Below are 23,116 nucleotides of genomic sequence, written 5' to 3'. Positions count from 1 at the left end.
CTTTGCATGAGACGGATGCCACCACTCGCGGTTTTCGGACATCACAATGAGCCCCGGCATCCCTTCTTCATTTGTCGAACGCAACCCCCTTCAGCCGAGCCCCGAGCGGCGGTAGCGTTGCCCCCATGAGTGAACGCGAGTATGACCTGATCGTGATCGGCGCCGGCCCCGTCGGCGAAAATGTTGCCGACCGGGCGCACCAGCGCGGTTTATCGGTCGTGATCGTAGAGAGCGAACTCGTCGGCGGTGAGTGCTCTTACTGGGCGTGCATGCCTTCCAAGGCGCTGCTTCGAAGTGGTGCCGCCCTTCGAGCCGCGCGCGCAGTTGACGGCGCGAAGCAGGCTGTCACCGGCGGGGTCGACATCGCGGGCGTGCTGCGCCGCCGCGACACGATGACCCACGAGTGGAACGACTCTTCGCAGGTCGAGTGGCTGCAATCGGCGGGTATCGACCTTGTGCGCGGACAGGGCCGCATCACGGGCGAGCGCCGAGTCGAGGTGACAACCGAAGACGGCAGCGTTACGCCCCTCATCGCGCGACATGCAGTGGTCGTGTCGACAGGTTCAGCGGCGCTTCTTCCTGACGTGCCGGGCCTCGCCGACATCAAGCCCTGGACGAGTCGGGATGCTACGTCGGTCCGCCGTGTGCCCGAATCTCTGGCGATTGTCGGTGGCGGCGTTGTCGCGGCCGAAATGGCAACGGCATATTCCGAATTTGGCACGAAGGTCACCATGATCATTCGTGGCGGAATGCTCTCAGGTATGGAGCCGTTCGCCGGCGAGCTTGTCACGGAGTCGCTCCGGAACGCTGGCGTCGTGATTCACACGGGAGTGAGCCCCGAAGGTGCCGAGCGCGTTGATGGTGCCGCCGTACTGCACCTCAGCGACGGCAGTTCTGTCACGGCAGACGAAGTGCTTGTAGCGACAGGTCGCACACCTCGAACGACCGACCTGGGGCTTGAGAGCATCGACCTTGAACCCGGCAGCTGGCTCAATGTCGACGACACGCTGCTCGTCGCTGGCACGAACTGGCTCTACGGCGTGGGAGACGTGAACCACCGAGCGCTTCTCACCCACCAGGGCAAGTATCAAGCGCGCGCCGCGGGCGATGTCATCGCCGCTCGTGCGCAAGGCTCCGCTGTGGACGATGCACCGTGGGGTGCCCATGTGGCAACGGCCGACCATGCATCCGTGCCACAGGTCACCTTCACCGATCCCGAGGTCGCGTCGGTTGGACTTACAGAGAAGTCCGCGCGAGATGCTGGCTACAGCATCCGTGTCATTGACTATGACCTCGCCTGGATTGCGGGCTCGAGCACGTTTGCTGACGACTACAAGGGCTTCTCGCGCGCGATCATCGATGAAGATCGCGGCGTGCTCATAGGCGCAACCTTTGTTGGCCCCGAGGTTGCTGAGCTGCTGCACTCGGCGACCATTGCGATCGTCGGCGAGGTGCCCCTGGCGCGGCTGTGGCACGCTGTGCCGTCGTACCCGACGGTGAGCGAAGTGTGGCTGCGCTGGCTCGAAGCCTACGGCCGCCCCGCCCAGTAGCCCCCACCCCGGCGGCCTGCCAAGTAGCCGCTGGCAGGTAGCCCCTGGCCGGTAGCCGCCGCCAGGTAGCCCCTCTCCCACCACGCATGTCTCACTTATTCAGTTCTGGAGCCCCCAAAAGCTGAATAAGTGAGACATGGGCAATGAGAGGAAGGGACTCCGCGGAGCTGGGCCGGGGCCGGGGCCGGGGCCGGGAGTCGATCAGTGGTAGAAGTGACGCTCGCCGGTGAAGAACATTGTCACGCCCGCGGCACGGGCAGCTTCGATGACCTCAGCGTCGCGCACCGAACCGCCGGGCTGAATGATCGCGGAGACTCCGGCGTCAATGAGCACCTGGGGGCCGTCAGCAAACGGGAAGAACGCGTCGGATGCCACAACCGAGCCTTTCGCGCGGTCCCCTGCGCGCTCAACAGCAAGTCGGCAGGAATCAACGCGGTTGACCTGCCCCATACCGATGCCCACTGTGGCCGAGCCCTGTGCGAGCACGATGGCGTTCGACTTCACTGCGCGGCACGTTTTCCACGCGAAAATCAAGTTCGTCATCTCGGCCTCGGCCGGGCGCTCACCCGAAACAAGCTCCCAGTTTTTGGCGACCGACTCGATGTCGTCAGGGAAGCGGTCGGCATCCTGCAGCAGAAGCCCACCGGAGACGAGGCGCACGTCCATCGGCTCTTGGCGCCAATCGGTGGGCAACTGCAGCACGCGCAGATTCTTCTTCAGCTTGAAGACTTCAAGCGCCTCTGGCTCGAAGTCGGGAGCGACGATCACTTCCGTAAAGATGTCACGGAGGTTCTCAGCCATCTTCAACGTCACGGTACGGTTCGCGGCGATCACCCCGCCGAAGGCCGACACCGGGTCGCACTCGTGCGCGCGGAGGTGCGCGCTCGCTATCGGGTCGAGCGCGTTGGGTGCGGCAACTGCGATCCCACACGGGTTCGCGTGCTTGATGATGGCGACCGCCGGCTTGATGAGGTCGAATGCGGCACGAAGTGCGGCATCCGCGTCAACATAGTTGTTATACGACATCTCTTTGCCCTGCAGCTGCGTGGCCTGGGCGATGCCGTGGCCACCTGTGCGGGTGTAGATCGCGGCGCGCTGGTGCGAATTTTCGCCGTAGCGAAGCGTCTCCATACGCTCGGCGCGAATCGTCAGGTGCGTCGGCAGCTCGGTGTCGGTCGCGATCGTGCCTTCGGCAAACCAGGTGGCAACGGCACGGTCGTAGCCTGCCGTGTGGTCGAAGGCGCGTGCAGCAAGTTCGCGGCGCTGAGTGAGGGTCGTGCCGCCGTTACCTGCCGCAGCGATGATGGCGGGGTATGACGCGGGAGACACCACAATTGCAACGTTGGCAAAGTTCTTCGCAGATGCCCGAACCATGGCCGGTCCGCCGATGTCGATCTGCTCCACCACATCGTCGCCCACGGCTCCCGACGAGACCGTCTCAACAAACGGGTAGAGGTTGACGACAACGAGCTCGAACGGCTCGATACCGAGCTCTCCGAGCTGGCGTTCGTGGTCTTCGAGACGGAGGTCGGCGAGGAGACCCGCGTGGACACTGGGGTGAAGCGTCTTCACGCGACCGTCGAGCGATTCCGGAAAGCCGGTGACCGACGAGACATCCGTCACCGAAAAACCAGCGTCGCGGATCGTGCTCGCCGTCGATCCTGTGGAGACAATCTCGACGCCCGCGGCAGCAAGCGCGCTCGCAAGCGGAATGAGGTCGGTCTTGTCGCTGACCGAGACAAGCGCGCGGCGCACCGGCACGAGGTCACGTTCGCGGTACAGGGACGGGTCGTGAGCGGGGCCTGCCATGGGTCTCCTCCGTTGGTGGATCAGGAAGCGGATGCCGCGGAAAGTACGAGTTCGCCGGTGGCGATGCGGCGCACAATGTCGATCAAGAGGCGTCTTTCGACGGGCTTGATGCGCTCGTGCAGGGAGTATTCGGTATCACCGGGCTCGATCACAACGCGCTCTTGCGCGAGGATCGGGCCACTGTCGACACCACTGTCGACGACGATCACACTGGCACCGGTCTCGGTAACTCCAGCCTCCAGCGCGTCGCGAACACCGTGAGCACCAGGGAACTCAGGCAAATATGCCGGGTGGGTGTTGACGATGCGGGGCGTCCAGGCGTCAACCACGCCCGCCGGAAGCAGGCGCATGAGACCACTCAGCACGACGAGTTCTGGCTGCCAGACGTCGAGCTGCGCAGCGAGCTCCTCGCCCCACGCATCGCGTTCCGCGACGCCACGCCAGGGAACAACAAAACTCGGGATGCCGAACTCTTCGGCATGAGCGAGACCATCGGCTTCGCGGTCAGCCCCAATCGCCACGATGCGCGCAGGAAAATCGGGGTGTGCTGCCGCTTCCAGCAGGGCTCTCATGTTGGAGCCGGCGCCGGAGAGAAGGACCGCGACTCTGAGCACCCGGTTAGTCTAGCGGCGACAGCGGCTTGGCCTCGTCGGCGTCTGCTGTTGGGGTGGCGTCGGACGACCCGGGCTCAGACGGTGGCGTGTCCTCCGGCGGCTTCGGGCCCGAGGCATCCTGCTCTGCTTCAGGTGCCAGCTCGGTGTGAGCGTCGTCCGCACGAAAAGTAGCGCCGTCGAACGGCACGTTGTCGCGCCAGAATGGCGAAACCTCCGACGGTCGCGCTGTCCAGCCGTTGCCGCCGGTCTCGGGCAACGATGGAGTGCGCGCTCGCGGCCGTGGCGAAAGCAACAGGATGCCGCACCCCACCGCCACTTCCACACCAACGGTGATGGCAATCGCCCCCGCAGCGGGGCCAATGTCGGCCAGGCGTCCCGGGCCGAATGCCCCGGATGCGAGTACCGCGCCCAGCGCTACCACCGACGCCGAGAGCGCGGTGATCGCCGCGGTCAACGCGAGCATTGGTCCGACGGGCTCGCCGCCGGCTTTCGGTGTTGCCGCGACGACCCGTGAACGCACAACCCACCCCGCGAACGCACCAACTGCCACGGGCAGAAGCGCGAGGAGAAGCAGCCACGAAGACGTTTGCTCCGGCAGTAGACCCAGCACCGGAATACCCGGCACCGCGCCGAGTTGCGTACCCGCGGGCGACACGGCCGTGCCGGTCCCGACCGCAAACCCCGGGCCCGCGACGAATGCGAGAGCCCAAATCACGAGTGTTGGAAGATAGGCCAACTGTCCGAGAGCGAAGACAGTGGCGCCGATTGCATCGAAATTTCCGGCTTGATAGAGCGAAAGCATTTGCGGGCCGCGCACGATGACAGCCACGACGAGAGCTGCGGCGCCGAGGCCAACCAGACCCATCACGACAATGGCCGTGCCTCGCACCACGAGCCCGGGAACAAGTGCCCAGATGTCGGGAAGTGCTTCGACGCGCTCGCGTACCCTGTCGATCACTCCGGCGTCGTTGTCGGTCCACCCGGCGACGATAGCGCCGCACAACGACGGCACGAGATAGAAGAGCGCAGGAAACCCGATCGCGGGCCACAGCTCGGCACTGATGGTCGGCGTCACAGAGGTGATCGCGATTCCCGCGGCGATCGCAGCGAAAGCAGCAGTGCCGACAAGCACGCCGGTGATCGACGCGCCAGCTCGCGCAGCGCGACGACCCGATCGGGCGGCAAATATCGCCGTGAACGCGCCGAATGCGAGTGGCGCCAGGCTGACGGTGAAAGATGCAGCGTCGGCGGAGATGCCCGTTGCAGCCAGATATTCAGCCGGAAGAGTAACGGCCAGCGGCACAGCATGACCGAGTTGCCATACGTTCGCGGCCGTTGGCCAGAGTGATCCCCAGTCGGGTTCGCCGATACCGAAGACCCAGAGCAAGGTAAGCGGAGCAAGGATGACAGTGATGCCAACGGCCGCCGCGACGAGGGCGTCGACGGCGGCGAGAAGGGCGACAAGAAGGCGGTACATATGCCTGATCGACCCTACCTACCGAAGACAGCGGCACCCGGTCGCCGCACCGAAAAGCCGGTGCGGCTCACGGCAAATCAGGAGTCGAAAGGCTCCAGCACAAAGATCGCGATCTCACGCTCGGTTTTCTTCTGGTACTCGTTGTAGTCGGGCCATACGGCGACGGCACGCTCCCACCAGAGTGCTCGCTCTTCGCCAGAAAGTTCACGAGCCATGTAGTCACGTGTCACGGCGCCGTCTTGGAGCTCAACGTGGGCGTTCTTCACAACGTTCCAGTACCAGGCGGGAGCTTCAGGGGCGCCACCCTTCGATGCGACAACGAGGTACTTTCCCTCGTGCTCTACGCGCATCAGAGCGGTCTTGCGCAGTCCGCCCGACTTCGCGCCAACGCTTGTGAGCACGATGATCGGCACTCCACGTAGTTCGTTGGCTTCGGTACCGTTCGAGGCTTCGTACTGCTCGGCCTGCGTGCGGGCCCACTCGGACGTACTCGGCTTGTATTCCCCTGTCAGCGGCATGCCTTCAGCCTAAACCCGCTGTCCCTCGCATGGCCCTCATCGCACCACCCCTCCGCGAGGGGTCGCAACACGCCGCGTGGGAACCCGGCTCCGGGCACCTTTGCGGCGTGTTGCGACCCCTCGGCAGTGGTGGAGAGGGCGGTATCGCGGGGCGAAAAAGAGAGAGGGGCGGATGCCGCGTGGCATCCGCCCCTCTCGGGTACAGCGTTTTAGAGAGCCGTGATGATCTCGCGCATGAGGGCTGCGGTCTCGCTCGGCGTCTTGCCGACCTTGACGCCCGCGGCCTCGAGGGCTTCTTTCTTGGCCTGAGCGGTACCCGCGGAGCCCGACACGATGGCCCCAGCATGGCCCATGGTCTTGCCCTCGGGTGCCGTGAAGCCTGCGACGTAACCGACGACGGGCTTCGTGACATGAGCCTTGATGTAGTCGGCCGCGCGCTCCTCAGCGTCGCCACCGATCTCACCGATCATGACGATCGCCTTGGTCTCGGGGTCAGCTTCGAACGCCGCGAGCGCATCGATGTGGGTCGTGCCGATAATGGGGTCGCCACCGATACCGATCGCTGTCGAGAAGCCGAGATCACGCAGCTCGAACATCATCTGGTAGGTCAGCGTTCCCGACTTCGACACAAGACCGATGGGTCCTTTGCCGGTGATGTTCGCGGGGGTGATGCCCACGAGCGATTCATCCGGCGTGATGATGCCGGGGCAGTTCGGTCCGATGATTCGGGTCGTGTTGCCCTTGCTCTGCGCGTAAGCCCACGCTTCGGCGCTGTCGCCGACGGGTACGCCCTCGGTGATCACGACGAGGAGTGGAATCTCGGCGTCAATGGCTTCGACCATCGCGGCCTTCGTGAAGGCTGCGGGCACGAAAGCGATCGATACGTCAGCACCGGTCTTTTCCATGGCCTCGGCTACCGTGCCGAATACTGGCAACTCGACGGCGTTGCCGTCTTTGTCAGTGTGCGAAACGGCAGTGCCAGCCTTGCGGGCGTTGACGCCACCGACGACCTGCGTGCCGGCTTTCAGCATGAGAGCTGTGTGCTTGGTGCCTTCGCCGCCGGTGATGCCCTGGACGATGACCTTGGAGTCCTTGTTGAGGAAGATCGACATTTCTACTGTTCCTTATCCGGGTGCGGCGATCAGACGGCGGCGAGCTCGGCGGCCTTGTCGGCTCCCGAGTCCATCGTGTCGGCGAGCGTCACGAGCGGGTGGTTGTAGTCGCGCAGAATCGCGCGGCCTTCGTCGACGCGGTTTCCGTCGAGGCGCACGATAAGGGGCTTGGATGCTGCATCCCCGAGCGTTTCGAGCGCGCCCTTGATGCCGTTGGCCACTGCGTCACACGCAGTGATTCCACCGAAGACGTTGACGAAAACACTCTTGACCTGAGGGTCACCGAGAATGACGTCGAGGCCGGCAGCCATGACCTCGGCCGATGCTCCGCCACCGATGTCGAGGAAGTTCGCGGGCTTCACGCCGCCGTGAGCCTCGCCGGCGTAGGCGACGACATCGAGGGTCGACATGACGAGCCCAGCACCGTTACCGATGATGCCAACTTCGCCGTCGAGCTTGACGTAGTTGAGGTCGTGCTCTTTAGCCTTGGCCTCGAGGGGGTCGGCGGCATCCTTGTCTTCGAGCGCTTCGTGCTCGGGGTGACGGAAGCCGGCGTTCTCATCGATCGATACCTTGCCGTCGAGGGCGATGATGTCGCCTTCAACGGTCTGGACGAGCGGGTTTACCTCAACAAGGGTGGCGTCTTCGCCCTTGTACACGTCGTACAGCTTGACGAAGACGGGAGCAACCTTCGCTGCGAGCTCGTCGTCGAAGCCGCCGGCTTTGGCGATCTCGAGTGCTTTCGCTTCGTCGATGCCGACCAACGGGTCGACCTCGATGCGCGCGAGCGCTTCGGGCTTCTCAACCGCGAGCTGCTCGATTTCCATTCCACCCTCGACGCTCGCAAGCGACAGGTAGGAACGGTTGGCCCGGTCAAGCAGTACCGAGAAGTAGAACTCTTTCTCGATGCGTGCCCCACCGGCGACCATCACGCGCTTGACGATGTGGCCTTTGATGTCGAGGCCGAGGATGGCTTTGGCCGCCTCGTATGCCTCATCGGGGTTCTTGGCGACCTTTACGCCGCCGGCTTTTCCACGGCCACCGGTTTTCACCTGAGCCTTCACGACGACGACGCCACCGATCTTCTCAGCGGCAGCCCTCACGTCCTCGGGGGTGTCGGCGATGATGCCGGGGAGAACCGGCACCTCGTATTTTTCAAAAAGGTCTCGTGCCTGGTACTCGTACAGATCCACGTGCAATCCTTCGCTGGGCGAACGGGATGGAGAGACGTTCAACGTCTTGATGTCGAGATAATTTCGACCGTTAATCAGCCTACTACCGGAGTTCGACGCATCCTGACACAGCACACAGGTCTAGGCTTCTGTCGTCATGAGCGACAACCTTCCGTCTTCTCCCGCGCGCACCGATGTCGTTGCCGCAGCCCTTGAGCTGTTCGCAGAGCGGGGCTTCGAAGCAACGTCTGTCGATCAGATTGCTCAGTCAGCAGGAATTTCGCGCTCCACATTTTTTCGACAGTTCGGCGGAAAAGACGACGTGATCTTTGCCGATCACGAGGTACTGCTCACGCAGTTACGCGAGTTTCTTGATTCTCCACACGACAATCCGTGGCTCGCCGTGTGCGACGCGTGCCTCGAGGTCTTCGAGAATTTCGCTGCCGCGCCAGAAATTGCACGCCGCCGATACGCAGTGGTGCGAGGCGTGCCATCGCTGCGTGACCGTGAAATTACGACAGTGTTCAGGTACGAGCGTCTTTTCGACGAGTACTTGCGGCGAGCGCTGCCGGGACTCGACCCACTCGATGCTGTGAGCTTTGCGGCAGCAGTGACCGCAGTTCACAATCATGTGTTGCGTCGGCTCTTACGCGGTGAGGATGCCTCAGCCTCTCAGCTCCGAGATGCACTCACCACGACCCGTGAACGATTTGGGTTGGAAGAGTCCGCTGCGCTCCCCCGCGATGTCGTCGTCGCGGTTTTCCCTCGCGCTATTCCCAAAGCAGAACTCGCTCGCCAGTTGCGCGCCAAACTCGACGACTAACGCATTCACGCTTGGCACTGAGTTTCACCTAAACCGACATTGCGGTTCGCTACAGTGGTACACATCCCACTCGCAACGGAGCGCATCATGAGCAATTTCACGCCTCACCCCGGCCAGCGCGTCGAACGCTACGACGTCGACGCTCGGCTCGACACCGATTACTACGCGGTGTTCTCAGACATCGATGGTGCCGATCGTGACGCGTGGAATCGTGCGAAGACATTCGCCGACGAGATCATTCCCGTCATCGGTGAGTACTGGGATCGCGCCGAATACAACGTCGCGTTCGCGCGTCGCCTGGGTGAACTCGATCTCTTTGCCGACGGCATCGTGCACGAGGGACTCACCGAGCTATCTCCTCTCGCCGCCGGACTCGTCAATATGGAAGTATCGCGCGGCGACGGCTCCATGGGCACGATTGTCGCGGTGCAGGGCGGCCTCGCGCTCCGCACACTCGCCCTCTTCGGCAGCGCGGCACAAAAGACGCAACACCTCGCTGCGCTGTCACGTGGCGAGGTGCTCGGAGCGTTTGCGCTCACCGAGCCCGACCACGGCTCAGATTCGGTCTCACTCGAGAGCACTGCAACGCGGAATCCCGACGACTCGTGGACACTCAACGGGGTCAAGAAGTGGATCGGAAACGGTGCTTCGGGCGGCATCACGTTCGTCTGGGCTCGGGTCGATTCCAAAGGCTCGGATGACCACGGTGCAGTGCGGTGTTTTCTTGTCCCCCAAGAAACACCGGGCTACAACGGCGAGCCGATCCTCGGCAAAACTTCTCTGCGCGCCATCCACCAGGCGCACATCACCTTGACTGACGTCCAGCTCCCCGCTGACGCCGTGCTGCCGGGAGCGAAGAGCTTCAAGGATGCCTCACGGGTTCTCTATGCCACGCGCTCCGGCGTCGCCTGGTCGGCGCTCGGCCACGCGACGGCCTGCTACGAAGTTGCCCTCAGCTATGCCACGCAGCGAATTCAATTCGGCAAGCCTCTCGCCGCCTTTCAGATGGTGCAGGAGCGCCTCACGCAGATGCTCGACGACCTAACGTCGATGCAGTTGTACTGTCGGCGGCTCGCTGACCTGGAGGCATCCGGGGGTCTTCGTCCCACGCAAGCGTCGCTCGCGAAGTACCACAACACTCGCACCGCCAGACGGGTTGCCGCGACGGCGAGGGATCTGCTCGGCGGCAACGGAATTTTGCTTGAGCACCGCATCGCTCGTCACATGGCAGACATCGAGTCGATCCACACGTACGAGGGCACCGAGAGCGTGCAGGCGCTCCTACTCGGGCGGGACATCACCGGCGTGGGAGCATTCGCCTAACCGCTCTAGCTCACGCGCGATGCATGCGCAAGGCTCGCACCGCGACGCGTGTGCGAGTTACCTTCTTCTCATGGGATTCTTCCGGCGCGACCACACGTCAAAATCACCTTTGACGCCTGAAGTCGAAATCGGCACCGAGACGCCACCGCTTTCGCTCTGGTCAGACACCTTCGGCAAGCTCGCAATCCGCGCCGTGCAAGTGATTGTCGTCGTGATGGTCGCTGCCGGAATCATCTACGCCATCCAGTCGCTGACGCTCGTCACGATTCCGCTCGTGCTCGCGCTGATCTTCGCATCAGCCTTCGCGCCGGTGATGGGATGGATGCGCCGGCACAACGTACCTTCGCTTCTCGCCACCGCCATCACGCTGATCACGATCGTCGTGCTGATCGGCGGGTTGACGTGGCTTGTAGTGTGGGCCGTAGAGGACCAGTGGGACGACCTTTACTCCCAGGCGCAGGCGGGAATTCAAGAACTTGTCGCCTGGATCAATACGCTGCCTTTCGCACCCACATCGAGCCAGCTGAATGACTGGGGCAAAACGGCAACGGACTTCGTCACGAGCGCCCAGTTCGGTTCTGGCGCGATCGCCGGAGTCAGCGCGCTCGCAAACTTCGCCACCGGCTTCGTCTTGCTGATCGTCATCCTGTTCTTCTTCTTGAAGGATGGCCCTCGCATGTGGGCGTTCTTGCTGCGTCCGTTTCACGGAAAGCGGGAGGAGCGCGCCCAGCGCATCGGCGACAAGACAGTCACAGTGCTCGGCTCTTATGTGCGCGGTACGGCATCCGTTGCGTTCGTGGATGCGATCGGTATCTTGATCGGTCTTCTGATTCTGCAGGTGCCACTGGCATTGCCGCTGGCCGTACTCGTGTTCTTGCTCGCCTTCATTCCGATTGTCGGTGCAACTCTCGCCGGCGCGCTCGCAGCTCTCGTCGCTCTCGTCGCGAACGACTGGGTCAACGCGTTGTTCGTTGTGGGCGTTGTCGTGCTGGTGAACCAGTTGGAGAGCAACTTCTTGCAGCCGGTACTCATGGGCCGCTCGATGAAGCTGCACTCTTTTGTCATCTTGATCGCATTGACGGCGGGCACGGCGCTCGGTGGCATCGTCGGTGCCGTGCTTGCCGTGCCCATCACCGCAACGGTGTGGGGCATTATTCAGGTGTGGGATGGACCCAGTCTTCCCGCTCGTTGGGCACGGCCTAAGCCCTCGAAGACGTAGCCCATTCCGCCCACGCCCTCTTGCGTGCACGAACACGCTGGGGTCCGGGGCTGGACGAACATACCGGGCGGTCGGTATGCTCGCTCGTAGTCGATGGCGACGAGAGGATCCGATGCGCATCAGAGGTGCTGTGCTCGAACGCGCGGGCGACACCCCGCCGTTCGCGATATCCCGCCCGTTCACGGTCGCTGACCTCATCCTCGACCCGCCGGGACCCGGCGAGGTGCTCGTGCGGATCGAAGCCGCCGGCGTGTGCCACTCTGATCTCAGCGTGGTCGACGGCAATCGCGTGAGGCCCACTCCGATGCTGCTGGGGCACGAAGCGGCCGGCATCGTCGAAGCTGTCGGCGACGGCGTGACCGACACCCCGATCGGTGGGCGCGTGGTCATGACGTTCCTGCCGCGCTGCGGCGACTGCCCCGGCTGCCGATCGGACGGGCGTCTACCGTGCGAGCCCGGCACGGCCGCGAACAACGCCGGCACACTGATCGGGGGCGGTATCCGCCTCCACCGCGGGGAAAAAGGCGCCGAACCCGTCCATCACCATCTCGGGGTGAGCGCCTTCGCGTCTCATGCTGTTGTGAGTCGATCGAGCGTCGTGGCCGTTGACCCCGACGTTCCCCCCGAGATCGCCGCCCTCCTCGGCTGCGCAGTCCTGACCGGAGGCGGCGCGGTGATCAACGCGGGACGCCCGGCCCCGGGCGAGCATGTGATCGTCGTCGGACTCGGCGGCGTGGGAATGGCGGCGCTGCTGGTCGCCGCAGCCCTCGGGCACCCCGTGATCGGAATCGACGCGGTCGAGGCAAAGCTCGAACTCGCCCGCGAGCTCGGCGCTGTCGACGCACTCACACCCGCCGAGGCCCTGGCCCGCGGCATCCATGCTCCTGTCGTCATAGAAGCGGCCGGCGCCGTTCGCGCGTTCGAGACGGCGCTGGCCGTCACAGCGCCGGGCGGTACCACCGTGACCGTCGGGCTCCCCCGACCCGATGCCTACGCGAACGTGTCACCACTGGTCCTCACCGCCCAGGCACGCACGATCATCGGCAGCTACCTCGGCTCGGCGGTACCCGGCAGAGATATCCCGCGCTACGTCGACCTGTGGCGCGAGGGCCGCCTTCCGCTGGAACGCCTCGTCTCCTCCCGCGTCCGTCTCGACGACCTCGCCGAGGCGATGGACCGTCTGGCCGCAGGCGAAGAACTACGTCAACTCATCACCTTCGAAGGGAATCACTCATGACTCGTACCGCTATCGTTACCGGCGCTGCGCGTGGCATCGGTGCCGCCACCGCGCGGCGACTTGCCGCAGACGGATACGCCGTCGCCGTCGTCGACCTCGACGAAAGCTCATGCGCCGCGACCGTCGCCGACATCACCGCCGCCGGAGGCCGGGCGATCGCCGTGGGTGCCGATGTCTCGGACTCCTGCGCGGTAACCGCCGCCGTGGCGCACGTCGAGACAGAGCTCGGCGCACCGACAATCCTCGTGAACAACGCCGGGATCTTGCGAGACAACCTCCTGTTCAAGATGACCGAGGACGACTGGGATGCGGTGATGAGCGTGCACCTGCGTGGAGCGTTCCTCATGAGCCGTGCCGTCCAGGCCCACCAGGTCACGGCGGGTTGGGGCCGCATCGTCAACCTGTCGAGCACCTCAGCGCTGGGCAACCGAGGACAGGCAAACTACTCAGCAGCCAAGGCGGGCCTTCAGGGGCTCACCAAGACGCTCGCGATCGAGCTCGGCCGCTACGGAGTGACGGCCAACGCGATCGCGCCCGGATTCATCGTCACCGACATGACGCGCGCAACCGCGGCCCGCATCGGCGTCGAATTCGACGACTTCGTCGAGCACGCGACAAAAGAGATCCCGGTGCAGCGAGCGGGCGATCCCGAAGACATCGCGGCTGCGGCATCCTTCTTCTGCTCCGAGGGCGCCGGCTTCGTCTCGGGTCAGGTTCTCTACGTCGCGGGAGGTCCGCGCGCATGAACATCGTCGTCGCCTCTCCCGCCGCGCTCTCCAACGCGATCGGCGCATCCGCGACGGGTGATTGGTTCGCCATCGACCAGGAGCGGATCCAGGCTTTTGCCGACGCCACAGAAGACTGGCAATGGATTCACCTGGACGCGGAACGCGCGGCATCCGGCCCCTTCGGCGCCACCATCGCGCACGGATACCTCACCCTCTCTCTCGTCCCGCGCCTGACCGATGGCCTGCTCTCCGTCGGCGCCGTTGGGATGGTGGTGAACTACGGCCTCGACAAAGTGCGGTTCTTACAGCCGGTCACGAGCGGCTCGCGGGTGCGGGCCACGGTGACGCTGCGTGCGGTCGAGACGACAGCGTTGGGCGAGCGTGCCGCCCTGACCGTCACGGTCGAGATCGAGGGGTCGGAGCGTCCCGCCCTGGTCGCCGAGACGCTCGCACTGTTCGCTCCGGCTCCATAAGAGGGGCGCCGGCCTCAGCTCCGAACGCAGCGAGAAGGGGCCCCGCGCGAGCGGGACCCCTTCACACCGAACGTCAGACGCGCTCGAGGATCATCGCCATGCCCTGACCGCCGCCGACACACATGGTCTCGAGGCCGTACCGACCGCCGGTCGCCGTGAGGCCGTTGATGAGTGTCGATGTGATGCGAGCACCCGTCATTCCGAAGGGGTGTCCCACCGCGATCGCGCCGCCGTGCACGTTGAGGCGCTGCTCGTCGATGCCCAGCTCTCGCGCAGACGGAATCACCTGCGCGGCGAAGGCCTCGTTGATCTCGACGAGGTCGATGTCGTCGATCTCGAGACCGGCACGGTGGAGAGCCCGACGACTGGCATCGACCGGGCCGAGCCCCATGATCTCGGGCGAGAGTCCGCCGAGTCCCGTCGAAACGATCCGCGCGAGTGGCTGCAGGCCGAGCTCGTCCACGATGCGATCCGAGACGATGACAACGGCCGCCGCACCGTCGTTGAGCGGGCATGCGTTGCCTGCCGTGATCGTACCGTCCGGCCGAAACACCGGGGTGAGTTCGGCGAGCTTCTCGACCGTCGTCCCGGCGCGAGGCCCGTCGTCGGCCGAAACGACAGTGCCATCTGCAAGCGTCACAGGGGTGATGTCCTTTGCCCAGAAGCCTGAGGCAATCGCGGCTTCGGTGCGCTGCTGGGAGCGCGCCGCGAAGGCATCCTGTTCTTCGCGCGTGATGCCACGCAGCTGCGCCACGTTCTCGGCGGTCTGCCCCATGGCGATGTACGGATCGGGCAGCGCACCCTGCGTGCGAGGGTCTCGCCAGATCGGCGCGCCCACCTCCGCCCGGGAAGCCGTCATGCTCGCGGCATCCGCGAAGCGCGGGTTGAACGCGGTCGCGATGTCGGAGTACCCCGCGGCGTAGCGCGAGACAGATTCGACGCCCGCCGAAACGAACGCGTCGCCCTCCCCCGCCTTGATGGCGTGGAAAGCCATGCGCGTCGTCTGCAGCGAAGACGAGCAGTAACGGTTGACCGTCGTGCCGGGAACACCGTCGAGCCCGAGCAGGACGGCGACGATCCGGGCGATATTCATCCCCTGCTCCCCTGCGGGCTGGCCGCAGCCGAGCATGAGGTCTTCGATTCGCGCTGGGTCGAGACCGGGAACCGCGGCGAGCGCGGCCTCGACCATGCGTGTGGCCAGATCATCGGGCCGGATGTCGACGAGCGAGCCTCGGCCGGCCCGGCCGATCGGTGAACGTGCGGTCGCAACGATGTATGCCTCAGCCATGAGTGTCCTCGGGTCGGTGGGTGATTCAGACGAAAGCGGCGATGCCGGTGATCGCACGCCCGACGATGAGGGAGTTCATATCGAACGTCCCCTCGAAGGTGAACACGGCCTCGGCATCGGCGAAATAGCGGGCGACCCCGTGGTCGAGCTGCACCCCGTTGCCTCCGCAGAGCTCGCGACACAGCGCCACGGTCTCTCGCATGCGAGCCGAGACGAAGGCTTTGGCCATGGCCGAGTGGTGATCGAGTTGGATGCCCTCGTCCTGCATTTGAGACACCCGCATGCACAGCGCAATCGACGCCGTGATGTTCGACAGAGCGTTGGCGAGCTTCTGCTGCACGAGTTGGAAGGACGCGATGGGATTGCCGAACTGCATGCGGCTCTGGGTATAGGCCAGCGCCGCATCGTAGGCACCGACGGCGACTCCCAGTGCTTGCCACGCGACATCTGCTCTCGTCAGACGGAGGACGACGGCAACGTCGCGGAATCCGTTGATCTTTTGCAGGCGATCGCTCTCGGGAACGACCACGCCGTCGAGCGTGATGTCGGCATTCTCGACCGCGCGCAGCGACTGCTTGCGTTCAATCTTCGTTCCGACGAATCCGGGCGTCGGCGTGCGCACGAGAAAACCCTTCACCTGATCATCGGCGACGTCGCGTGCCCAGATCACAACGAGGTCGGCGAAGGCGCCGTTTCCGATCCAGCGCTTGGATCCGTTCAGAACCCATTCGTCGGCGCCGTCCGGCCCGGGCCGGCGCTCGGCTGTCGTCTCGAGGCCTTTTGCCGTGTCGGAGCCATGGTCGGGCTCGGTGAGCCCGAAAGCGGCGACGAGCTCGCCCGCCGCGAGCTTCGGCAGCCACTCGACCTTCTGCGCCTCCGAGCCGCCGACGGCGATCGAGGTCATCGCGAGACCCGAGTGCACACCGATGAAGGTCGCGGTCGATGGATCGGCGCGCGAGATCTCCATCGCAACCCAGCCACGGTAGACGTTGCTGTTCTCGAACTGCTGCGTCTCGGGAAAGGCGTTGCCGAACAGACCCAGCTCCGCGAAGCGAGGCCACAGGTGCTTGGGGCTCTCGGCGCGCTCCCAGTAGTCGTCGGCGAACGGGCGCACTTCGGTGTCGAGGAAGTCGCGCACGCTGGCGAGCGCGCGCTGCTCCGTATCGGTCAGCTGGTGCTGAAAGCCGTAGAAGTCTGCGTTGAGCAGGTCGGCGGCAGCAGAGTCGGCCTCGGGCCGGTCCATGGTGAACGTCATCGTTTCTCCATTCAAGCGTGCAACGTAATCGTAAGTGTCGCACAACATTCCGGATTATGTTGCATGTCTTGGTCACCGCGCAGGTAGAGTTCGGGCATGACGACCTCGATGACAGCGATACCGACGACAACCACGATCTCGACCGCCGGACTCGACGCGGCGTCTTCGTGGCTCTCGGAGCGACTGTCCGATGGATCACACCCTGACGCGGAGCGCGCGTTCGAGGCCGCGCGTGAGACCTTCATCTCAGGTCAACGCATCGACATGAGCAGCCTCGCAGCCTCGCTCGGGGTCGACCGCACGTCGCTCTTCCGCTGGGTGGGTAATCGTGACGCGCTCCTCAGCGAGGTGCTGTGGTCGCTCGCGATCCCCACGCTCGCGCAGGCCGAGCACACGACAGCCGAGCTCGACGGCGGGGAACGTGTCGTCGGCATCCTCACGCACTTCGTGGACGATCTGATCACCGCTGATTACTTCCGGCAATTCCTACGTCGTGAGCCCGCTCGTGCGCTGCGCCTCCTCACCACCAAAGAGAGCCCCATCCAACGCCGATACGTCGCGACGACGGAGTGGCTTGTGCGCCGCGACCTGGGCGCCGCACCACTGGGCGGCACGATCGATCCGCTGACCCTCGCCTACCTCCTCGTGCGAGTCTCCGAGTCGTTCTCATACACCGACTTGATTTCCGGCGACCAACCCAGCAGCGAGAGGGCGCGCACGGCGTTCCGGATGCTGCTGCGAGTAGACGGCTGAGGGGCGGAAGAGCAATGGGCACTCACCCGATTCGAGAGCCGTTTGCGACGCGCTGGTCCGACAACGACCAGTACGGACACCTCAACAACACCGTCTACTACGCCGCGATGGACACGGCGATCAACGCCTGGATGATTCGCACCGGCGGACTCGACCCCCTCGGCGGCGACGCCATCGCAGTGTGCGCCGCATCATCTTGCGAGTTCACGGCATCCGCGGGATTCCCCGAACCGCTCGAAGTCGGGATCGACATAGAACGCCTGGGGACGACCAGCATCACGTGGAGCCTCGGCATCTTTCGTGCCGGTCACGACGAGAAGATCGCGGCCGGGCGCTTCGTACACGTGTTCGTGGATGCAGCGACCCGACGCCCGCTAGCGATCCCGGAACCCATCCGGTCGGCCGTCGAGCGCCATCTCATGCCCTGATCCAGCCGGTCCCGTTCGTGCCCCTGGCGCAACAAACCGACCATCCGGTATGCTAATCGAAAGCCCAACGACGGGCTTCGAGAGGCAGGTCGAGGATGACCGAGGTTCCCGGGCTGGATGTCGCGGCACTGAGTGAGTGGCTCCGCCACGCGCACCCCGATCTCGCCGACCGCGATCTCACGGCATCCGTCATTCCCGGCGGCCGCAGCAACCTGACCTACGCGGTGGACGGCGCGCGCATACCGCTCGTGCTGCGCCGACCCCCTCTCGGGCATGTGCTCTCGAGCGCGCACGACATGCGCCGCGAACACCGCGTGATCTCGGCGCTCGCCGACAGCCCCGTTCCCGTTCCGACGGCGATCGACCTCGTCGACGACGCCGAGCGTGCCGAGATCACCGGCACGGTGTTCTTCCTCATGCAGCGCGCGCCGGGGCAGGTGCTGGCACACACGTCGCAGAATGCTGATTACTCCCCCGCGGGACTGCGCTCGCTGAGCATCGAGCTCGTGCAGCATCTCGCCGATCTGCACGCGGTCGATCCGTCGTCGGTCGGCCTCGAAGACTTCGGCAGGCCCGATGGCTACCTCGCTCGACAACTGTCGACGTGGCGACGCCAGCTCGACGCCTCGCGCTCCCGCGATACCCCCATCCTCGATGGCCTCCAGGCGAGCCTCGCTGACGATATGCCCGACTCGTTTCGAACCGGAATCGTGCACGGCGACTACCGGCTCGACAACGCGCTGGTCACGGGGGCTGGCGACCACCCGCGCATCTCGGCGGTACTCGACTGGGAGATGGCGACGCTCGGCGACCCGCTCGTCGATCTCGGCATCTTCGCGCTCTACTGGGACATCCAATCCCTGCCCGGGGCGTTCGCGGGTGCCGTCCCCAGCGCGGTGGATTTCACCGCCGGCTACCCCACCTTCGACGAGCTTCTCGCGGCATACGCCGACCGGTCCGAGATCGCGGTGCCAAACCTGCGCTGGTATCGCGCGTTTGCCGCGTACAAGCTCGCCGTCATCCTCGAGGGCATCCACTTTCGCTACCAGGCCGGCGACACCGTCGGCGAAGGCTTCGAGCAGATCGGCGACCTCGTCGAGCCTCTCGCCACTCGAGGAAAGGACGCACGCTGATGGACTTCGCACCGGATAGCACCGCGCACGAGATCACCGAGCGTGCGCGCACGTTCCTGACGGAGCATGTTCTGCCCGCAGAACCGATCCTCGACCAACAGCTCGCCGCGGCCCCCGAAGACTGGGCCGTCAAGCCGATCGTCCGCGACCTGCAGCAGAAAGCGCGCGACGAGAGCCTGTGGAACCTGTTTCTGCCCGGCGAGAACGGCGCCGGGCTGACGAACTTGCAATACGCGCCGGTCGCCGAGGTCACGGGCTGGAGCCAGCGGCTCGCCCCTGTCGCCTTCAACTGTGCCGCACCCGACACGGGCAACATGGAGGTGCTGAACGACTTCGGCACCCCCGCGCAAAAGGAGCAGTGGCTCGAACCCCTGATGAGCGCCGAGATCCGTTCGTCGTTCTGCATGACCGAGCCCGACACGGCGTCGTCGGATGCGACGAACATCGGAACCCGCATTCGACGCGACGGCGACCATTACATCGTCTCGGGGCGCAAGTGGTGGTCGACGGGTGCGATGAATCCGGATGCCGCGATCTTCATCGTGATGGGAAAGACAGACCCGGATGCTGACCGCCACCGTCAGCAGTCGATGATCCTCGTGCCGAGGGACAGCCCGGGAGTGCGAACCGTGCGACCGCTGTCGGTCTTCGGCTACGACGATCGCGACCACGGCGGGCACGCCGAGATCGCGTTCGATGACGTTCGCGTTCCGGCGGCGAATCTGATCGCGGGCGAGGGCGATGGTTTCGCCATCGCCCAGGCACGGCTCGGCCCCGGGCGCATCCACCACTGTATGCGGGCACTCGGCACCGGCGAGCGGGCGCTGGCGCTGATGTCGACCCGCGCCAACGAACGGCATGCCTTCGGCCGCTCGCTCGCAGAGCAGGGTGTCGTGCGCGAATGGGCCGCAGAGGGACGCTTCCAGCTCGAGGCCCTGCGCTTGCTCGTTCTCAAGACCGCCTGGTTGATGGATACCGCGGGCAATCGCCAGGCCATGACCGAGATTCAGGCGATCAAGATCGCTGTCCCGCGTGCTGTGCAGACGATCATCGATCGCGCAATACAGGTTCACGGTGCCGCGGGTGTCTCATCCGACACCCCGCTCGCCGAGCTTTACGCCGGAGTCCGCTCGCTCCGCATCGCCGACGGTCCCGACGAGGTACACCTCTCGAGCCTCGGACGCGCCGAGCTGCGACCTCGGCCCTCTCTTTAGCACCACCTTTCTCGCACCGACCACGAAAGGCGAACAATGAACCATCAGCCAGATCCCGCCATAGACGGCCCCGGCTTCACGACCATGTCGGTCGCGAGCATTCTGAGCGAATCGGCGGTACGCCATGCCGAACGGCCAGCGGTGCACTTCATGGGCACATCGACGACCTATCGCGAGCTGTGGGATCAGACCCGCAGCTACGCTGGCGCGCTCCGGGCCCGCGGGATCGGGCACGGTGACCGCGTCGCGATGCTCGTACCGAACGTGCCCGACTTTGCACGGGTCTACTTCGCCACTCTCTCCCTCGGCGCAATCGTCGTGCCCGTGCACCTGCTGTTCAAGGCCGACGAGATCGCGTTCATCCTGCGCGACTCGGGGGCCGACCTGCTCATTGCCGCGGCCCCTCTGCTCGGCGAGGCGGTCCCCGCCGCGGCCCGCGAAGGTGTTCCCCTCATGACCGTGCTGCTGCCAAAAGACGCCAGCATCGACCTTCCGCGCCTCGAGGCCGAGGCGGCCGCGAACGCGCCCATCGTGCGCCACGAGCCGGTCGGCCCGCTCGAGGCCGCAACGATCCTGTACACGAGCGGCACGACCGGCACACCCAAGGGCGCGGTGGGCACGCACCTATCGATCATCGAGCAGGTTCATTGCACGCTGCTCGATGCGTTCGATCTGCGCGCGGACGACATCGTGTTCGGTGGCCTGCCCCTGTTCCACACGTTCGGGCAGACCGCCGTGATGAACATCGCGTTCCGCGTCGGCGCATCCGTGATTCTGCTGCCCAAGTTCGATCCGGATGTCGCGCTCAGCCTCATGGTGGAGCAGAACGCGACGGTCTTCACGGCGGTTCCGACGATGTACGTCGGCATGCTGGAGGCCGCCCGGCGATCACCCGACCGGCCGCCCCTGCGCTACGCGGTATCAGGCGGGGCGGCGCTGCCCGTCGTCGTGCTCGAGGCCTTCGCCGAGGCCTATAGCGCAGACGTGCACGAGGGGTACGGTCTGACCGAAACCGCCCCGACCGTATCGTCCAATCCGCTCCATGAGCCGATTCGCCCGGGTACGGTGGGCCGACCGCTGTGGGGTGTCGACGTTGCGATAGCCGAGGCCGAGACCGAAAGCCGGATCGACCTCATTGATGAGCCCGGCGCCGTGGGCGAAGTGGTGGTGCGCGGCCACAACCTGTTCAAGGGTTACCTTGGCCGCGGCGACGCCTCCGCCGAGGCGGTCGTCGACGGGTGGTTCCGCACGGGCGATCTGGGCACGATAGACGACCAGGGCGTCCTGTCGATCGTCGACCGCAAGAAGGACATGATCCTACGCAACGGTTACAACGTGTATCCGACCGAGGTCGAGGCCGTCATCGCGACGCATCCGGCCGTCTCAATCGCCGCCGTTTTCGGAGTGCCGGATGACACGCACGGGCAAGAGATCCATGCGGCCATCGTCGTCCACGACAACGCCGACGTCGAGGCCGAAGAGCTCGTGGCGTTCGCGAAGGAGCGGATGGCAGCCTACAAGTACCCGCGCGTGGTGCACCTCGTCGACGCCCTCCCCCTTGGCTCGAGCGGCAAGGTCCTCAAGCGTCTCCTCGCCGACCAGCACGCCCCGCTGCGCCACTGAACCCGCGCATCTCGCACAGACAAAAGGAGAGATCCTCACCTTCTCGAAGGTGAGGATCTCTCCTTTTGCGTGCGAAGGCGCTACCGGATCAGGATCCGGGCACTCCCTTGCCGACGAGCGAGACCGGATCAGGATTGACCGCCACGACCGAACCACCATCGATCGCGTACGACACCCCGATGTAGTCCTGCACACCCTGGTCGACGGTCGTGATGCCAACGCCGAGGTAGGCGGCGTGGCTGTCGGGGCCGAAGGCGAGCGGAAGGATGCCGTTGCCGACGAGATCGCCCGATGACACCGCCGCGAGCAGGGACTCTCGGGTCGGGTTCTCGCCTGCCGCTTCGAGCGCCTCGGCAAAGAGATACGCAACGCTCATCCCGTAGACGGTGTTCCCGTCGAAGGCGGCGCCGTCGTTGTACTCCGCGTTGACCTCCTGGAAGAGTGCCGTCCAGTCGTCGTCACCCTGTGCCGCTGGCAGGTAGTTGACGCCTGTGAATCCCTGCATCAACTGGGGTCCGGCATCCTCACCGAGGTATCCGATGAGCGTCGGGTAGTCGGCACCCGACGAGGACGAGAACCACTGTGGGAACCATCCCATCGCTGCTGCCGTGCCCAGCGCGACCGCAGTGAACCCGTTAATCGTCGCGAGGATGTTGATCTCGCATCCTGCCGCCTGGAGCGCACCGACCTGAGCGGCGAGATCCTGGTTCGATACCGAATACCGCTCGATGTGAGCGAGCCCGTTCGCGCCGAGCGCGAGCTCGACTCCCTCGATCATCTCGTCGCCGAAGTCGTCGTCCTGCCCGAGCAGGCAGACCGTGGCATCGGGGTACTCGTCCGCCGCGTACTGCGCGAGTGCACCGCCTTCCACCAGGTAGTCGGCGTTGAATCCGAATGTGAAGGGAAACTCCTCGGGCTGATTCCAGGTCGTCGACCCGGACGCGACGAACAGGTCGGGCACCTCGTTCTGGTTGAGATACTCCAGCACGGCGGTGTGCGTCGGTGTACCCAGCCCGTTGACGATCGCGAAGACCTCATCCTGCTGGACGAGTTCGCGCACCACGGTCTGGGTGTTGGCGGGGTTGTAGGCGTCATCTTTGACGATGTAATCGATCGATCGGCCGTGGATGCCGCCGTTGTCGTTGATGTAGTCGAAGTAGGCGGACGCGGCGGCCGAGATTGACGAGTACCCCGCGGCGGCCGGTCCGGTCAGCGGGGCGTGGGCGCCGATCGTCACGGTGTCTTCAGTGACACCGGGAGTATCGGCCGCGGGGGTGGGTGTGCTGCATCCCGCGAGCGCGACGACGACGACGGTAGCGCCGATGGTCGCCACGACGCGACGTGCGGTCGTGTGCTGTGACATGTTC

21 protein-coding genes are annotated in these 23,116 nt (G+C 65.0%); 12 read left to right on the top strand and 9 right to left on the bottom strand.

Features of this window, described 5'->3' with window-relative positions; all coding sequences use genetic code 11:
• Positions 1-125: 125 nt before the first annotated feature.
• Complete coding sequence (locus FHS06_RS05865; protein WP_167046657.1) at positions 126-1,550, top strand: dihydrolipoyl dehydrogenase family protein; 1,425 nt, start codon at positions 126-128, stop codon at positions 1,548-1,550.
• A gap of 201 nt (positions 1,551-1,751) precedes the next feature.
• Here the strand turns inward: FHS06_RS05865 and purH are convergent, their stop codons facing one another.
• The 6 genes from purH to sucC all read right to left on the bottom strand — a co-directional run bounded on the left by purH (position 1,752) and on the right by sucC (position 8,273).
• Complete coding sequence (gene purH, locus FHS06_RS05860; protein ID WP_167046655.1) at positions 1,752-3,359, bottom strand: bifunctional phosphoribosylaminoimidazolecarboxamide formyltransferase/IMP cyclohydrolase; 1,608 nt, start codon at positions 3,357-3,359, stop codon at positions 1,752-1,754.
• A 20-nt stretch (positions 3,360-3,379) separates the two neighbouring features.
• Positions 3,380-3,973, bottom strand: coding sequence for a phosphoribosylglycinamide formyltransferase (gene purN, locus FHS06_RS05855; RefSeq protein WP_167046653.1), 594 nt, complete (start codon positions 3,971-3,973; stop codon positions 3,380-3,382).
• 4 nt (positions 3,974-3,977) lie between these two features.
• Positions 3,978-5,450 (bottom strand): cell division protein PerM, encoded by a 1,473-nt coding sequence (locus tag FHS06_RS05850; protein WP_182486550.1) that lies wholly within the window; start codon positions 5,448-5,450, stop codon positions 3,978-3,980.
• 77 nt (positions 5,451-5,527) lie between these two features.
• Positions 5,528-5,968 (bottom strand): nitroreductase family deazaflavin-dependent oxidoreductase, encoded by a 441-nt coding sequence (locus FHS06_RS05845; protein ID WP_167046651.1) that lies wholly within the window; start codon positions 5,966-5,968, stop codon positions 5,528-5,530.
• Between the two features lie 209 nt (positions 5,969-6,177).
• Positions 6,178-7,080 carry a succinate--CoA ligase subunit alpha gene (gene sucD / locus FHS06_RS05840; protein WP_167046649.1) on the bottom strand — a complete coding sequence of 301 codons (903 nt, stop codon included), beginning with the start codon at positions 7,078-7,080 and terminating at the stop codon, positions 6,178-6,180.
• A gap of 29 nt (positions 7,081-7,109) precedes the next feature.
• Positions 7,110-8,273, bottom strand: a complete 1,164-nt coding sequence (sucC, locus tag FHS06_RS05835; RefSeq protein ID WP_167046646.1) for an ADP-forming succinate--CoA ligase subunit beta — start codon at positions 8,271-8,273, stop codon at positions 7,110-7,112.
• Positions 8,274-8,409: 136 nt separating this feature from the next.
• Here sucC and FHS06_RS05830 point away from each other — a divergent pair, with 136 nt between their 5' ends.
• The 6 genes from FHS06_RS05830 (at position 8,410) to FHS06_RS05805 (ending at position 14,055) form a co-directional block, all read left to right on the top strand.
• Positions 8,410-9,075, top strand: coding sequence for a TetR family transcriptional regulator (locus FHS06_RS05830; protein ID WP_167046643.1), 666 nt, complete (start codon positions 8,410-8,412; stop codon positions 9,073-9,075).
• A gap of 87 nt (positions 9,076-9,162) precedes the next feature.
• A complete protein-coding gene (locus FHS06_RS05825; protein WP_167046640.1) occupies positions 9,163-10,398 on the top strand; it encodes an acyl-CoA dehydrogenase family protein in 1,236 nt (411 codons plus the stop codon).
• Positions 10,399-10,468: 70 nt separating this feature from the next.
• A complete protein-coding gene (locus tag FHS06_RS05820) occupies positions 10,469-11,617 on the top strand; it encodes an AI-2E family transporter (RefSeq protein WP_167046637.1) in 1,149 nt (382 codons plus the stop codon).
• A 112-nt stretch (positions 11,618-11,729) separates the two neighbouring features.
• The gene (locus FHS06_RS05815) at positions 11,730-12,854 is read left to right on the top strand and encodes an alcohol dehydrogenase catalytic domain-containing protein (protein WP_167046634.1); all 1,125 of its coding nucleotides are present in this window, start codon (positions 11,730-11,732) and stop codon (positions 12,852-12,854) included.
• Positions 12,851-13,600, top strand: coding sequence for an SDR family oxidoreductase (locus FHS06_RS05810; protein WP_167046631.1), 750 nt, complete (start codon positions 12,851-12,853; stop codon positions 13,598-13,600). The genes FHS06_RS05815 and FHS06_RS05810 overlap by 4 nt, the downstream gene beginning before the upstream one ends.
• A complete protein-coding gene (locus FHS06_RS05805) occupies positions 13,597-14,055 on the top strand; it encodes a MaoC family dehydratase (protein WP_167046628.1) in 459 nt (152 codons plus the stop codon). The genes FHS06_RS05810 and FHS06_RS05805 overlap by 4 nt, the downstream gene beginning before the upstream one ends.
• 73 nt (positions 14,056-14,128) lie before the next feature.
• On the opposite strand, the gene FHS06_RS05800 is transcribed toward FHS06_RS05805, so the two are convergent.
• Positions 14,129-15,343, bottom strand: a complete 1,215-nt coding sequence (locus FHS06_RS05800; protein ID WP_167046625.1) for an acetyl-CoA C-acetyltransferase — start codon at positions 15,341-15,343, stop codon at positions 14,129-14,131.
• A 25-nt stretch (positions 15,344-15,368) separates the two neighbouring features.
• Positions 15,369-16,598 (bottom strand): acyl-CoA dehydrogenase family protein, encoded by a 1,230-nt coding sequence (locus FHS06_RS05795; RefSeq protein ID WP_167046622.1) that lies wholly within the window; start codon positions 16,596-16,598, stop codon positions 15,369-15,371.
• 96 nt (positions 16,599-16,694) lie between these two features.
• Between FHS06_RS05795 and FHS06_RS05790 the strand changes: the two genes are divergently transcribed.
• The 5 genes from FHS06_RS05790 to FHS06_RS05770 all read left to right on the top strand — a co-directional run bounded on the left by FHS06_RS05790 (position 16,695) and on the right by FHS06_RS05770 (position 21,749).
• Positions 16,695-17,351: a QsdR family transcriptional regulator gene (locus FHS06_RS05790; RefSeq protein ID WP_167046619.1), complete on the top strand. Its 657-nt coding sequence runs from the start codon at positions 16,695-16,697 to the stop codon at positions 17,349-17,351.
• Between the two features lie 14 nt (positions 17,352-17,365).
• Positions 17,366-17,779: an acyl-CoA thioesterase gene (locus tag FHS06_RS05785; protein ID WP_167046616.1), complete on the top strand. Its 414-nt coding sequence runs from the start codon at positions 17,366-17,368 to the stop codon at positions 17,777-17,779.
• Between the two features lie 95 nt (positions 17,780-17,874).
• Positions 17,875-18,912: a phosphotransferase family protein gene (locus tag FHS06_RS05780; RefSeq protein ID WP_167046613.1), complete on the top strand. Its 1,038-nt coding sequence runs from the start codon at positions 17,875-17,877 to the stop codon at positions 18,910-18,912.
• Positions 18,912-20,126, top strand: a complete 1,215-nt coding sequence (locus tag FHS06_RS05775; protein WP_167046610.1) for an acyl-CoA dehydrogenase family protein — start codon at positions 18,912-18,914, stop codon at positions 20,124-20,126. Before FHS06_RS05780 ends, FHS06_RS05775 begins: the two co-directional genes overlap by 1 nt.
• 36 nt (positions 20,127-20,162) lie before the next feature.
• Positions 20,163-21,749 (top strand): long-chain-fatty-acid--CoA ligase, encoded by a 1,587-nt coding sequence (locus FHS06_RS05770; protein WP_167046607.1) that lies wholly within the window; start codon positions 20,163-20,165, stop codon positions 21,747-21,749.
• A gap of 88 nt (positions 21,750-21,837) precedes the next feature.
• On the opposite strand, the gene FHS06_RS05765 is transcribed toward FHS06_RS05770, so the two are convergent.
• On the bottom strand, positions 21,838-23,112 hold the full coding sequence (locus FHS06_RS05765) for an ABC transporter substrate-binding protein (protein ID WP_167046603.1): 1,275 nt from the start codon (positions 23,110-23,112) through the stop codon (positions 21,838-21,840).
• Positions 23,113-23,116: the final 4 nt, after the last annotated feature.

The organism is Microbacterium halimionae, from assembly GCF_011761265.1.
In the GTDB taxonomy this organism is placed as follows: Bacteria; Actinomycetota; Actinomycetes; order Actinomycetales; family Microbacteriaceae; genus Microbacterium; species Microbacterium halimionae.
This window is presented reverse-complemented; position numbering and strand designations above follow the sequence as displayed.